13 protein-coding genes and 2 tRNA genes are annotated in these 14,878 nt (G+C 38.7%); 3 read left to right on the top strand and 12 right to left on the bottom strand.

Annotated elements, in window-relative coordinates:
- Nucleotides 1-27 precede the first annotated feature (27 nt).
- Nucleotides 28-1,431: a tetratricopeptide repeat protein gene (locus P0Y49_22200; protein WEK19488.1), complete on the bottom strand. Its 1,404-nt coding sequence runs from the start codon at nt 1,429-1,431 to the stop codon at nt 28-30.
- 282 nt (nt 1,432-1,713) lie between these two features.
- Here P0Y49_22200 and P0Y49_22195 point away from each other — a divergent pair, with 282 nt between their 5' ends.
- Complete coding sequence (locus P0Y49_22195; GenBank protein ID WEK19487.1) at nt 1,714-3,252, top strand: aldehyde dehydrogenase family protein; 1,539 nt, start codon at nt 1,714-1,716, stop codon at nt 3,250-3,252.
- 114 nt (nt 3,253-3,366) lie between these two features.
- Here P0Y49_22195 and P0Y49_22190 read toward each other — a convergent pair whose 3' ends face one another.
- Complete coding sequence (locus tag P0Y49_22190; protein WEK19486.1) at nt 3,367-3,999, bottom strand: DUF2807 domain-containing protein; 633 nt, start codon at nt 3,997-3,999, stop codon at nt 3,367-3,369.
- Between the two features lie 244 nt (nt 4,000-4,243).
- Between P0Y49_22190 and P0Y49_22185 the strand changes: the two genes are divergently transcribed.
- On the top strand, nt 4,244-7,138 hold the full coding sequence (locus P0Y49_22185) for an SNF2-related protein (protein WEK19485.1): 2,895 nt from the start codon (nt 4,244-4,246) through the stop codon (nt 7,136-7,138).
- Here the strand turns inward: P0Y49_22185 and aat are convergent.
- From aat to P0Y49_22135, 10 genes are all read right to left on the bottom strand, one after another.
- Nucleotides 7,131-7,766, bottom strand: a complete 636-nt coding sequence (gene aat, locus P0Y49_22180; protein WEK19484.1) for a leucyl/phenylalanyl-tRNA--protein transferase — start codon at nt 7,764-7,766, stop codon at nt 7,131-7,133. The genes P0Y49_22185 and aat overlap by 8 nt on opposite strands.
- Before the next feature lie 39 nt (nt 7,767-7,805).
- Nucleotides 7,806-8,456, bottom strand: a complete 651-nt coding sequence (locus P0Y49_22175) for a TonB family protein (protein ID WEK19483.1) — start codon at nt 8,454-8,456, stop codon at nt 7,806-7,808.
- Nucleotides 8,457-8,507: 51 nt separating this feature from the next.
- Nucleotides 8,508-8,885 carry a 30S ribosome-binding factor RbfA gene (gene rbfA, locus P0Y49_22170; GenBank protein ID WEK19482.1) on the bottom strand — a complete coding sequence of 126 codons (378 nt, stop codon included), beginning with the start codon at nt 8,883-8,885 and terminating at the stop codon, nt 8,508-8,510.
- Between the two features lie 18 nt (nt 8,886-8,903).
- Nucleotides 8,904-10,094, bottom strand: a complete 1,191-nt coding sequence (gene hflX, locus P0Y49_22165) for a GTPase HflX (GenBank protein WEK19481.1) — start codon at nt 10,092-10,094, stop codon at nt 8,904-8,906.
- 23 nt (nt 10,095-10,117) lie between these two features.
- Entirely contained in the window at nt 10,118-10,909 is a 792-nt protein-coding gene (gene trpC / locus P0Y49_22160) for an indole-3-glycerol phosphate synthase TrpC (GenBank protein ID WEK19480.1), read from the bottom strand.
- A gap of 2 nt (nt 10,910-10,911) precedes the next feature.
- Complete coding sequence (locus P0Y49_22155; protein WEK19479.1) at nt 10,912-11,496, bottom strand: aminodeoxychorismate/anthranilate synthase component II; 585 nt, start codon at nt 11,494-11,496, stop codon at nt 10,912-10,914.
- Between the two features lie 4 nt (nt 11,497-11,500).
- Nucleotides 11,501-12,907 (bottom strand): anthranilate synthase component I family protein, encoded by a 1,407-nt coding sequence (locus P0Y49_22150; GenBank protein ID WEK19478.1) that lies wholly within the window; start codon nt 12,905-12,907, stop codon nt 11,501-11,503.
- A gap of 299 nt (nt 12,908-13,206) precedes the next feature.
- Complete coding sequence (locus P0Y49_22145; protein WEK19477.1) at nt 13,207-13,650, bottom strand: cytochrome B; 444 nt, start codon at nt 13,648-13,650, stop codon at nt 13,207-13,209.
- Between the two features lie 119 nt (nt 13,651-13,769).
- A tRNA-Asp gene (locus P0Y49_22140) sits at nt 13,770-13,914 on the bottom strand.
- Between the two features lie 75 nt (nt 13,915-13,989).
- A tRNA-Asp gene (locus P0Y49_22135) sits at nt 13,990-14,097 on the bottom strand.
- A 152-nt stretch (nt 14,098-14,249) separates the two neighbouring features.
- On the opposite strand from P0Y49_22135, the gene P0Y49_22130 reads away from it, so the two are divergent.
- The gene (locus tag P0Y49_22130; GenBank protein WEK19476.1) at nt 14,250-14,723 is read left to right on the top strand and encodes an Lrp/AsnC ligand binding domain-containing protein; all 474 of its coding nucleotides are present in this window, start codon (nt 14,250-14,252) and stop codon (nt 14,721-14,723) included.
- Nucleotides 14,724-14,878: the final 155 nt, after the last annotated feature.

The following is a 14,878-nucleotide window of genomic DNA, read 5'->3' as shown; positions in this document are numbered from 1 at the left end:
CAATACTATCTAATAAAAGGCACAGTACTATTTAATATACCTATTGATAACGTCAATAATTAAGCTGTTATCCTGCAGTTGTGGCAAGTACTCAAATAAAATATAATGCTTTTCAGGATCTGTAACCAAAGCTGTTTCAAGATACAAAAGCGCTTCATTCTTTTTCCCAAGGGCAAACAAATAAGCCACCATACGGTAATATAGTTCGGCAGCGTCAGGATTGTTCTTTATGGCATCTAAAATGGTCTCTGAAGCCTCCAACAACTTTCCTTGCTCATATAATACGGTCGAAAAATCCAGCCATGCCTCAACATCTACAGGGTTATATTCAAGTACCTTATGATAAGCCTGCACCGACTCCTCTATCTGCCCAAGCTTATAATGAGCATCAGCCATAGCAAACCAGAAATCTGGGTTTTCGCCATCCAGCTCAAGAGCCTTTCTGTAAAAATGTAGTGACTCAAAATAACGTTCCTCAAAATTAAGGGTAACGCCTATTCCAAACCACGCATCAGCCATCTTGGAATCCATTTTCACAGATTTCTTATAATATGACCTGGCCTCGTCCATCTTTTCCAGCTTCTCATAACACTCTCCAATGGCACAATAAGTATCGGCATTAGGTGGTTCGTATTCAAAAGTCTGTTTATAGACTTCAATTGCTTCCATATAGCGGTCCAATTGAACCAGGGCGTTGCCCTTGTTATAATAAGCAGAAGCAAAATTATCTTTTATTAAGATAGCATAATCGTAAGCATCAATGGCTTTCTCAAACAAATCCAGTTTATGATAAGAATTGGCAAGGTTATACCATGCAGCATAAGAGTATGGGTCGTTATCAATATATTCCTGATAAAACTGAATACTTTCCTCCTGCTTATCTAATATATCATAACAAAAAGCCAATTCATACAAACCGTCCTTGTTCTCCATATTTTGCTCCAGGCTTTGCTTAATGTACACAATTGCGCTTTCGTAGTCCAGCATATTCTGATACACATAAGCAATCTGCAAAAGAATTTCATCCGTTGTTTCTGCAAACTCCAATGCCTTCTGGAAGTTATCCAGTGCTTCCGAATACCTTTCGAGACTGTTATAGATATTTCCTCTTAAAATATAAATCTCTGCTTCCGACGCTTCCAGCATTTCAGCTTTCTGCAAGGATAAAAACGCTCGTTCCGTTTGATCGGTTATAAATAGTAACTGCGCCTGTTTAACCAGAAAAACCGCAGCATATGGGTGTTGATTTACGGCATACTCTATAACCTGTAAGGCTTTTATAGGGTCGCTCTTCTCAATGTAGTAATCAATAATATGCTCAAAAGCCTGGGCATCAAAAAAATACTGATCCTGATTGCGTATCATCTCCTCGTAACGCTCAACTGATCGTTGAGCATCATCACTAAAATCAAAGTAAAATTCCTCTTCCATGTATTGAATAATTAAAGAACAGATCCCTTTTGTTAAATACATCATAAGTTTACAACTATTATGGCTGGAATAGGTGAAATAATTTTCAACATACACACACCTCAACAGTTAAGTGACTGATTATATTAATAATGCGAACGGTCCCTGATCTAAATTATTTTACAAAAGAACGCAACATTATGTGAAATCACGTAAAATTCAGGTCATGAAACTCATTTACATCTCCTCTTTACCAACCTTCCATTATTTTTTTGTTGATTTGTATACCTAACCATTTATGATATGCAAAAAAATATCAGTACTGTTTTAAAGAATTTAGGCATTCTAGATCTAAATCCAGCCTTTAGTACAGGCAGCAACTGGGGGGCCTCGGTAAACGCAAAAACTATAGATAGTCTCTCTCCTGTTGATGGAAAGAAGATTGCCAGTGTACAATTGGCTAACGAAGAAGATTATGAAACTGTAGTAAAAAAGGCAGAAGAAGCATTTGTTTTCTGGCGTAGCCTACCTGCTCCTAAAAGGGGCGATATTGTACGCCAGTTTGGTGATGCATTGCGCCTGCACAAAGAAGATCTTGGTACATTGGTATCCTACGAAATGGGTAAGAGTTTACAGGAAGGATTTGGTGAGGTACAGGAAATGATCGACATCTGTGATTTTGCTGTTGGCCTTTCTCGTCAGCTTTATGGCTTAACCATGCACTCCGAGCGACCTAATCATCGGATGTATGAACAATGGCATCCAATGGGGATAGTGGGTATCATTTCTGCCTTTAATTTCCCCGTTGCCGTATGGAGCTGGAACACGGCTTTGGCCTGGGTATGTGGCAATGTTTGCATTTGGAAACCCTCCTCAAAAACGCCGCTATGTGGTGTCGCCTGTCAACATATTATTGCAACCGTTCTTAAAAACAATGATATGCCGGAAGGCATCAGCAACTTATTGATTGGAAATGCTGTTGGCGACCTGATCAATAATGATAAACGCATCCCATTGGTTTCTTTTACCGGCTCTACCCGCATCGGTCGTGTGGTTTCAACAGCAGTAGCAGGCAGATTTGGAAGAAGCATCCTGGAGTTAGGTGGCAATAATGCCATAATCATCTCTAAAGATGCAGATATAGATATGTCCATCATCGGGGCAGTCTTCGGAGCAGTAGGTACAGCAGGACAACGCTGCACATCTACCAGAAGGCTAATCATCCACGAGGATATTTATGAAGATTTTAAAAACAAGCTGGCTAAAGCTTATGGGCAATTGCGCATTGGCGACCCATTGGATCAGCACAACCATGTGGGCCCGCTGATTGATATTGCAGCTGTAGAAATGTACACGCATGCTATTGAAAAGGGTAAAAAAGAAGGCGCTAAATTTATAGTAGAGGGCGGTGTATTGAATGGTACCACATACCAATCGGGTTGTTATGTAAAACCTTGCGTAGCCGAAGTAGAAAATCATTACGAAATTGTTCAGGAAGAAACCTTTGCCCCTATCCTTTATCTCATCAAGTATAAAACCCTCGATCAGGCTATTGCTTTGCAAAATGGTGTTCCACAGGGATTGTCATCTGCAATCATGACCTTAAACCTGCGTGAAGCAGAACAGTTTCTGTCTGTAGCTGGATCAGATTGCGGAATTGCCAATGTGAATATCGGAACATCAGGTGCAGAAATTGGCGGAGCATTTGGTGGCGAGAAAGAAACCGGCGGTGGAAGGGAAAGTGGTTCGGACGCCTGGAAAGCTTATATGCGCAGACAAACAAATACCATCAATTATTCGAATACGCTACCCTTAGCCCAGGGTATTAAGTTTGATCTTTAGTACAATTGTCCTGAATTTATTTCAAGGCATTCATACATACAAAAACGGCCAGAAGATAAATCCTCCGGCCGTTTTTTTGTGTGTATAGTATGGTTTGTTTTATCTCGTCTTGTTTTATTTTGTGATATTATCAGCAAGTACAGTATCTTTTGGAATAACGATTGAGTAATCTGAAGCTAAAAGCTGACCATCAACTGAATTAACTGTAGTTTTTACTGCTGCAAACTGATCCATTTTTAATTTAGCAGCTTTCCCTTTAGCTAAAGTGTGATCTTTTGAAGATCCTTTTAAACGAAGTGAAGCATTATCTTTTAATACTGTATATAGGCTGGCGATATCCCCATTTACAGAAGCACTCGCTTTATCTTTCAGGAATACCTGAAGTGTTTTTGAAGAAAGTTTACCTCTTGTATTTACGATAGCTTTCTGACATGCATCAATCCGTTGCAAATCTTTTACATAAACAACAATATCAATTGTTTCTTTTTCCGTAGAGGTGATGTATAACTTGTCGGCTTTTTGAACGATAGTCGTAGTCTCCTTATTGTAGTTTTCAGGTACCACTACATGTGGGTTGTTAGACTGAACCAATACCACTCTTGCATTCCCTGTAACAATCACTTTATTAAAGTCTACTGATGCCGAAAGATTATTGTTTTTTTCAACTGCTGAGGAGCTGAAAGCTGAAGAAGCTAAAACGATTACTGTTAAAGCTGATGCGAATAATGTTTTTACTGAAGTTTTCATATTTTTAGGCTATTAAGTTTTTTAAATTGTTTACATATAAGTCGCCTAAAACACCAAAAGGTTACACCCTTTTTTATGCTTTTAGGCAACATCAATGTAATACCCGACCAACAGCCATTTTTTTTCGACGAACGGAAATAAAAAACAGGCAATAATTCCCCCTTTTTATTTGAAAGCATTTCAATTTGATGTAAGTTTAAAGATTTTTAAATGCTTACCCCCTGATTGTTTTAATTTTTCGCCAATGTTACGCGTAGATAGCTCCAAACCCTGTAAAATCGTATATTCTATATGTAAACACGCGTATTTGGGCTATTTAATTGAACCACATATTGTTCAATTAAACCCGCAGGGCGACTTTTCTTTAACTTATCAGCGTATTTTTTCACATACGGCCAAAGAATTCATCAAACACCTTACTGATACAGATCTTAAACTGATTAAAATACTTGATGAAACCGAACAGGACTTCATCATCAAGAAATTTCATAAGAAAGCCATCAGACCTGTAGAATTCTTTAGTAAATTTTTTAATGACAAATTTTACGAAAGCGTCCGTCCCAGGATAGAAAGAAAACTATCGGAGGTATTGGAGATTTTAAAATCAGAAGGATCATTATACCTGATGGATAAAGATGGATGGCCTGCTGAAAGAAAAATTGAGATTGCAACAGAACCGGCAACAGTCTTATTCCATTTTAGAAGAAATGAAACAGAGACCCGCTATTTTCCCACTATAAAATATCAGGGGCTGCGTATCGACTTTATGTTTAAAGAGGCACAGATAATTAGCAATCAACCTTCCTGGTTATTGCTAAACGAGATGCTTTATTTTTTTGAGCAGGATATTGAGGGCAAAAAATTAGTGCCTTTTTTAAATAAAAGATTCATCACCATTCCAAAATCTACTGAAGACACGTATTTTGGGAAATTTGTAGCTCCATTAATTGAAAAGTACCATGTATATGCTGAGGGGTTTGACATTAAGACAGAGAAATACGAGCCTACTCCCGTCATTAAGGTAATATATGTAGATGCTGGAATTTCACAGTTGCAACTATACTTTAAATATGGTGAACACACCTTTGCGATGGGAAATGACAAGAAAGTAACTGTTCACTTGCACAAGGAGGGCGACAACTATATTTTCACCCGCATCAAGAGGGATGTGACCTGGGAAAAGCAAAAATTCAATTTCCTGATTAGCCTTGGACTAAAGAAAACAAGTGCACTCTATTATCACCTCGAAGCTCCCGTAGATCAGGAAGAAGATCCGTCGTACGGAGTCATCAATTGGGTTAACGAACACCTGGAAAAGCTCAGCCAGGAAGGTTTTGAAATAGAACAACACAAGGGAAATAAACGCTTCTTATTTGCAGTCAACAAGATCAGCTTCGACATCAAAGAAGATAATGACTGGTTTGACATCAATGCCATTGTTTATTTTGGTAATCACCCCATCCCCTTTATTTCCTTAAAGCAACATATTCTTCATAAAAAAAGAGAGTTTCTGTTGCCTGATGGGTCAATTGCAATCATACCTGATAAATGGTTTACTCAATATGGGAGTCTATTTAGCCTGTCGGACGGTGGAAAAGTACTTAAACTTAAGAAACACCATATCGGCCTGATCAATGAATTGGCCGAGGATAGCTTGGCCAACATCACTTTAAGCAGAAAGCTCCAAAAACTAAATGACTTTGAAAATATAACGGACACGCAAATGCCTGTTAATTTTAAAGGTGATCTGCGCGGTTATCAAAAAGCAGGTTACAATTGGTTTAGCTTTTTAAGAGAATATAATTTTGGAGGGTGTCTGGCCGACGATATGGGTTTGGGTAAAACCATCCAAACATTGGCCATGTTACAAAAACTAAAGGAAGAGGATCAGGAGCAGTCCAGACACAGCACCTCTCTCATCATTATGCCTACCTCGCTGATATATAACTGGCTTAACGAGGCAAAGAAATTCACACCTAAGCTTAAGATTCATGCGCATATAGGAACAACCAGAAATAAAGATGTTGGTCATTTCTCTGATTTCGACATCATCATCACCACCTATGGCGTTACTCGCGTTGATATAGATCTACTAAAAGATTTTTACTTCAGCTATATTATATTAGATGAAAGCCAGAACATTAAAAATCCTACTTCTAAGTCTTTCAAAGCAGTAAAGACACTCAAATCAAGGTACAAATTAATCCTCAGCGGTACACCTGTAGAAAACTCTGTGAGCGATTTATGGACGCAATTAACTTTTCTGAATCCTGGTCTGCTGGGCACTCAGGCTTTCTTTAATGAAGAATATGTACAGGCTATTGAAAAGAGAAAAGACGAGGATAAAGCCCGAAAATTACAAGCCATCATTAAGCCCTTTGTATTGCGTAGAACAAAGGAGCAGGTAGCTGCAGAACTACCATCAAAAACCGAACAGATCTTTTACTGCAATATGAGTGAGGATCAGGCAACTTATTACGAAAAAACGAAATCAGCTTACAGAAATGATCTGCTAAATAGTATGGATGATGGAACATACGCGAAAAAGCAGGTACAACTTTTACAGGGACTTACAGCCCTGCGACAGCTTGCCAATCACCCTTTAATGGTTGACCACAACTATACTTCCGATTCCGGCAAATTCGAAAACGTAATACACACACTCGACAATGTATTGAAAGGTGGCCATAAGGTTCTTATTTTCTCTCAATTTGTAAAGCAACTCGTTATTTTCAGACAATATCTGGAAGGTGAAAATATCCCCTTTGCTTATCTTGACGGTGCGACTAAAAACCGTGGAGAAATTGTAGCCGAATTTCAGCAAAATACAGAATTAAAGGTTTTTTTAATCTCCATAAAAGCCGGTGGAGTTGGTTTAAATTTAACTCAGGCTGATTACGTATTTATTCTTGATCCCTGGTGGAACCCTGCAGTTGAACAACAGGCCATTGATCGAACACATAGGATCGGGCAGGACAAAAAAGTATTTATTTATAAGTTCATTGCAAAAGACACTGTGGAAGAAAAGATCCTGGCCCTTCAGAACCGCAAAAAGAGGCTCGCCAGTTCCTTAATTACCACTGAAGAGAGCTTCTTCAAGTCGTTGACTAAAGCCGACATTAATGAGCTTCTTAAATAGCTTTTAAACAATTGACATATTCTTCATTGCTAATCATCTCTGCGCCTAAGCTCATCAAATGATCATTAGGTAGCTGGCAATCTATCATATTAAACGTTTTGTTCCGACAGAGCCAAATCAGTGCGTATTTGGAGGCATTGCTTACTTTGCTAAACATGCTTTCTCCACAGAAAATCTGATTTACCTGGATGCCGTATAAGCCTCCTACTAATAAACCATTCTGCCATACTTCTACGCTATGCGCATACCCTCGTTTATGCAATTCGATATAAGCCTCCTGCATTTGCCGGGTTATCCATGTGCCATCCTGATCCTTTCGGCTAATTTTAGCACAATTTTCTATTACTTCTTCAAAAGATTGGTCATAAGTAATTTTAAATGCTTCGGATTTAAACAACTTCGCCATGCTTTTACTGATCACTATGTTTCCGGGAAAAATTACACACCGCTCAATTGGCGCATACCAACATATTGGATCCCCTTCGCTAAACCAGGGGAAAATGCCATTCTTATAAGCCAACATCAACCTTTCAGCGCTAAGATCACCACCTATTGCCAATAATCCATCAGGATCAGCAAGCTCCGGTCTTGGAAAAACAATTTCATGATCGTCTAACTTAAAAATCATTTACAAAAAATATCAACATATAAAAACTATGGTCATAAGTCACTTACAATACTTTTCCAGCATTTCATTTGCCAGATCCGACCCCATGTACTTTACAAAAAGAAAATCTTCGCAGGCACCCTGCTTATCTTTTTGTTTTAGCTTTTTAAGGCCGTCAGATATACGCTCCTTAAAATATTCATCATCATAACCCAGCTCATTTTTTAAAGCAACAAACCGCGACTCTTCATCTTGCTTATAAATGCCCTTTTCTTTATTCTTATAAAAATTCAGGATGCCATTTGTAAGCCCCTCGTTCGTTTTGTAAGCAACAATTGCTCTTTTAATCGCCTCAGGACTCTTATTGTCACAATCATAACCAGACAGGTTAAACTTTATTGGTGCAATAAGAGATACTGTTGTATCATGATCTGCAGGCACAATCCATTTGCCACTGCTCATTCTGATCAGCCGCAATGCTTCATCATCCAGATCCGTACCTATGCCTGAACTAATTTTCGAATAATAGACCTCACCACGCTTATTTAGCTTGAAGCTAATGATTACTGTACCTTGAATGCAATGATGAAGGGAATAGCGAGGGTAGATGTTATTGGCCGTAACAAAGTTTTCAAGCCCGCCTTTTATTACAGGCTGGGCTTTTAAGGTAAATGCCGATAGCATAAAAAATGCTAAAAGAATCTTTGTCATACACTAATTTACGCTTTTTAAATCAAAGCAATTTAAAAGAGTGCGATTAAATTATTCCTCCTCTTTTCCGCTTTCTTTACGATCTTTAGAGATTTTATCGAACAGCTTATCCATGTGCTCCACATACTCATTGGTATCATCTACAAAAAAAGTAAGCGTTGGAATAACACGGGCCTGATGGCGAATCCTTGCGCCTAGCTTATACCTGATCTCTCCGGCGTGCGAATTGACTTCGGCTACGGATAAGCTGGTATTATTTGTATTCAAAAAACTCAAATAAACCTTCGCAACAGCAAGATCCGGAGACACCCGTACCTTAGTTATTGTAACCAATGTATTTGGCAAATATGCCGCTCCTTCATGCTGAAAAATTGCAGCTAACTCTTCTTGTATAATCCCGGCAAATTTCTGTTGACGTTTACTTTCCATAACGGTTCCTTTCTTCAATTAATATAACAACTTATCATAAGGATAACGTTGTGTATGCAATACAACAACCTTATCATATAATAACTGTTTAAACTCCTCTAAATTCTCTTTGTGCAGGGCAGAAATAAATATCGAAGGTGAATTCTCTGCCCCCATCCAGCTCTTTTTAAAATCTTCAAGCGTAAGTACAATCGGCTCCTCATGCTCATGATCAGGCTTAGGGCTTACATAGGCATCAATTTTATTAAACACCATGATAGTCTCCTTATCCCTTGCACCCAGATCTTTCAATGTTTCATTTACGACATTGATCTGATCTTCGAAGTTGGCGTGCGAAACATCTACCACATGAATTAAAATATCTGCTTCCCGTACCTCATCCAGAGTTGATTTGAAACACTCCACAAGGTGGTGTGGCAACTTCCTGATAAATCCAACGGTATCAGACAATAAGAAAGGCAGGTTTTCAATCACCACTTTGCGCACTGTGGTATCCAGCGTAGCAAAAAGCTTATTCTCGGCAAACACCTCTGATTTGGAAAGCATGTTCATGATGGTCGATTTACCCACATTGGTATAACCTACCAAAGCAACACGAATCAATTCTGTGCGATTTTTACGCTGTGTTTCGTTTTGTTTATCGATTGACTTTAAGCGACTTTTTAAAAGTGCAATCTTTTCAAGAATCATCCTTCTATCACTCTCAATCTGCGTCTCACCCGGTCCACGCATACCAATACCACCCTTTTGGCGCTCAAGGTGAGTCCATAGCCGGGTTAAACGAGGCAATAAGTATTGCAATTGAGCCAATTCTACCTGAGTCTTCGCTTGCGCGGTTTGTGCCCTCCCCGCAAAAATGTCCAAAATAAGGTTACTACGGTCCAATACTTTAACCTGTAACTCCCTTTCAATATTTCTAAGTTGCGATGGCGAAAGTTCATCATCAAACACAACCATATCAATCTCCTCAGACTTTACATAAGCCTGTATTTCGGCAAGTTTACCGGTACCAACAAAAGTTGCACGGTCTGGCTTCAGCATTTTCTGGGTAAATTCATGCTCCACCAATCCACCTGCTGTATCTACCAAAAAGGCCAGCTCATCCAAGAATTCCCGGGTTTCTTCAGGCCTTTCACCTGGTCTGATCACTCCTACAAGTACTGCTCGTTCCTGCTTAAGTGCTGTATCGTAATATTTCTGTTTTCCCATTGTAAAGTACAAAGATACAAAAGTTATACTGAGATCAGCTGCTGTGTGAAGTCTTGCATAGCCAAGCCGGGATTACTTGTTTTCATAAAATTCTCTCCAATCAGGAAACCATGGAAACCTGCGGCCTTTAACTCCTTAATGGTTTGCGGAGAACTTATGGCACTTTCAGAGATCTTCAAAAACTCATCCGGTATCTGATTTACCAAATCGAAAGAGGTTTGAATATTTACGGTGAAATCTGCAAGATTACGGTTATTCACCCCAATAGCATCCAAATCTTTACAAATACTACGCTGTAACTCCTCTTTATTGTGTACTTCAAGCAACACATTTAAACCAAGACTCTTAGCCAACGCAGATAGATTCTTAATCTCCGCAGGAGTTAAAATCGCGGCAATCAATAAAATCAGATCCGCACCTAAAGCTTTTGCCTCTAAAATCTGGTACTCATCAATCATAAAATCCTTTCTCAGGACCGGAATTTCGTTGACTGCCCTTGCAGCAAGCAGATCATTGGTATGTCCTCCAAAAAAATCCACATCTGTAAGCACGGAAAGCGCTGATGCGCCAGCAGCTGTGTAAGCTTGTGTAACCTCTTCAACAGTTACCCGATCGTTAATGATGCCTTTAGATGGTGAACGTCGCTTGAACTCAGCAATGATACCGGTCCGGTTTTCATCCAGTAAAAAATCCTTAAACACATACGGATTGCGGTTAAAATACAAGCCGGCTTCCAGTTGTTTAACAGAAACAGCCTGCTTAGCCGCAGCTACCTCTTCCTTTTTACGCAATACAATTTTATCTAAAATAGTCATATCTAACTTTCTAACCAGTTTTTCATCATTTGTTTTCCATATTCTGTCAGCACGCTTTCAGGATGGAACTGAACACCGCGCACATCCAAATCCTTGTGACGCAAAGCCATAATCTCAGCATCGGCATCTGTTGCTGTTACAATAAGGCAATCAGGTAAACCTTCATTGCTCACTACCCAGGAGTGGTAACGACCTACATTTATGGTTTCCGGACAATTCTTAAATAGCAACTCTGTTTTATCCAATACCGTGATTGGTGTCGCAATTCCATGCATTGGCCTTCCTAAATTTAACAAACTTCCTCCAAAAGCCTGCGCAATAGCTTGCTGTCCCAGGCAAACGCCAAAAATACTTTTGGTTGCAGCATAAGTCTTGATTACATCAAGCAACAAACCGGCTTCTTCAGGTATACCAGGGCCTGGGGATAGAATAATTTTATCGAACTGATTCACATCAGCCAAATCAAATTTATCATTCCTCCACACTTCCACATCTCTGTCCAATTCATTTACAAGGTGTACTAAATTATAAGTAAAGGAGTCGTAGTTATCAATAACCAATACCTTTTTTTGTATGCTCTTATCCATTTTCTTAAATATCTGTAGCCATTTGTATTGCTTTGCGCAGGGCTGCAATTTTATTATTTACTTCATTCAATTCATTTACGGCAATAGAATCGGCTACAATGCCAGCCCCTGCCCTATAGTGTAATTGATTATTTTTGCTCATAAACGTTCTGATCATAATGGCATGGTTAAACTGGTCGTTAAAGCCCATATAACCAATTGCACCAGCATAAAAGTTACGCCCCAAGCCTTCATACTCATCAATCAGCTGCATAGCCCGATATTTGGGCGCGCCGCTAAGTGTCCCTGCCGGATAAGTATCCGCAACAACCTTAAATGCTGAAACATCAGGCTGAAGATGACCACTTACTTTGGACACCAGGTGGATCAGGTGAGAATAGTACTGTACCTCCTTAAATGATTTCACCTCGACACCACTGCAATGCCTGCTCAGATCATTCCTTGCCAAATCTACCAGCATTACATGCTCAGCACTCTCTTTAGGATCCTGCTCCAGCTTTTTAGCCAACTCTGCATCCTCCTCGTCATTCCCTGTACGTTTAAAGGTACCCGCAATCGGAAAAATATTAGCAGTATTATCTTTTATCGTGATCTGTGCCTCCGGTGAAGAACCAAAGAGCTTAAAACTGCCATAATCAAAATAGAACAGATAAGGCGATGGATTGATAGACCTTAAGCAACGGTAAACATTAAATTCATCTCCCAAAAAACCTTGGTTATAAGCCCTTGAAGGTACAATCTGGAACACATCCCCACGTAAAATGTGTTTCTTCATTTTCTCCACCATCTCCATAAACCCCTCATTGCTCAGGTTTGATCGTTCTTCGCCATCTACCTTAAAGCTATATTCAGGGAAATTCTTATTTTGAATGATGTATTCAATCTTTTCCAGATCGTCATTATCATCCCCGTTAAAAGTATTTTTAAACAAGGTAATCTCATTTTTGAAATGATCAATAGCGATGATATACCTGTAAATATGATACTGCATTACGGGAATTTTCTGATCTGTTGGTGTAGCAGCACTAAACTTAATATCTTCAAAATGTTGCACTGCATTCCAGGTAAAATATCCAAAGAGCCCGCTCGAAATGTATCTTGTATCTTCAACTACCGTCGGTGTAAATTCTGCCTTAAAGGCATCAATTTCTTCGGCCAGTACAAAATCCTTTTTTTCTGCTTTCCGACCGTCCGGAAAATAAGTAGACAATACACCATCTTGTAACAGAATACCAGCTACCGGCTCGGCGCAAACATAACTCACCGAATTGGAACGACTATGATAGTCCGAACTTTCCAGCAAGATGGTATTTGGAAACACATCTCTTAAGCGCAAATATATGCTCACTGGAGTGGTAGTATCTGCCAGTCTTTTCTTGTAAGCTGTGTTAATTATATAATTAGTCTTCATGTTAACTAGTTTCTTAATATTCTTTTAACGTTCAATTTTTTAGCCTCATTGGCTTCTTTTTTAGCTTCTTTTCGTTTTCAGATTCTTTATGGCAAAAAATTTAAAACACAAAAAACCCGACGTGTGGTCTACGTCGGGTTTTTAATGTGGTTTGGTTTAGGTTGATAAACTATAAGGTACACAAAGCTACGACTAGACTCTTTTGGGGAGTGCTACGCCATTGCCATGTATGTATATTGTTAATCATATGTCACAAAAATATAAATAAATCTTACAAAGCAAAATTAAAATTGTAATTTTTATGAAACACCAAAGAATGAACGACTCGGATCTGCCTTAACCATCGCTACAATTGCAGCTATAATAATGATCAATGCAAGGCCAAAATAAAGCGCAACAGAACGATGTTTCACCGCTGCATCTGTGCCTTTCTTAGATCTCGCATTTCCTACCGTGATTAGAACAATGGCAAAAATCATCATTCCTATATGTTCCATTTTCCAATAACGACCTATTGCGACAGAACTATCTACTTTATACCAATCATGCATAAAATAGAGGATTAAGCCCATTAAAAGTTGAATGTGTGCAGATATTAAAGTGAAAAGGTTTACTTTTCTATTTCCTTCAGTATATGGTTTTTTGCCAAGCCACCCAGACAACGCCTGAATAATTGCCACTACCAATAAAATTAAAACCAGGTAACGCCAACCTGAATGTGCGCTTTTTAAAATCTGATACATAATATTTTTTCTTTCAAACTTAACCAATTCCTTCCTGATTAGGATAAAAAGAGCAAAAAAAAAGAGTAATCTCATCCAAGATTACTCGTTTTTAACTAACTTATTATTCATAAAAAAACTGGCTGTTGGGGAAGGAGTCGAACCTTCAAGGGGTAGTTAGCTACAGTTCAAAAATTAATTTGTGGTCAACCCATAAACTGCGTTTATCCATTTATCCCCGCCACCGAGACAAGAAGGTGTGTCTGCCAATTTCACCACCCAACATCATTTTAAAGTACTAAAATTAATTAAGTAGTAAGATTTTGGTTTAGGTTGATTTTTGATCTTACTACTTAATTGCTGTAGGGGAAGGAGTCGAACCTTCAAGGAGTAGTTAGCCCTTACGGGTTTTCCATATTCTCCACCACCGAGACAAGGAGGTGCGTCTGCCAATTTCACCACCCTACAGAGTATAAGCAAATGTTAAAGAACTATTTTTTGTTACTTGCTTGATACAAATGTAACAACAACCCAAATACGTTGCAAATATTTTAATCATCTAATTTTATTTTTATCATATTTATAATTATGTTTGATTATCGTTAACAAATATCAAAATCATGCTTAAAAAAGAAAGCCAAAATTTAGAAATTGATAACCTGGATATCGACATCTTAAAACAATTGATGCACGATGCAACTAAGCCCTATACAGAAATTGCGAAAGACCTGATCGTTTCGGGTGGCACCATACATGTGAGAATGAAAAAACTGCAGGAAATGGGTATCATTAAAGGCTCGCATTTAATTATAGATCCGCAAAAAGCAGGTTATGACGTTACGGCATTTTTAGGTATCTACTTAGAAAAAGGGATTCAGTATAAGGATGCCGTAGCGCAGTTGAGCAAAATCAAAGAAGTAGTTGAACTACATTATACAACCGGAGCGTATAGCATGTTTGCCAAGATCATATGTAGGGACACAAGCCATCTTAGGCATGTACTGAATGAAGAAATACAGGCCGTACCTGGGATTCAACGCACAGAGACACTGATTTCACTGGAAGAGAGCATTAGAAGACAGATTGAACTTTAGTACCTAACAGCCATTTATTTTTACGCTATACTTCAATGCCATATTAACCAATAATTAACGGATACTGAACGACTTAATCCGTTCAGTATCCGTCCAGTATCCGTTCAATACCCATCCATATACCGTTAAAGTTACGTTACCTATAAGGAGACTGA

The sequence above is a fragment of the Candidatus Pedobacter colombiensis genome (assembly GCA_029202485.1).
Lineage (GTDB): Bacteria > Bacteroidota > Bacteroidia > Sphingobacteriales > Sphingobacteriaceae > Pedobacter > Pedobacter colombiensis.
This window is presented reverse-complemented; position numbering and strand designations above follow the sequence as displayed.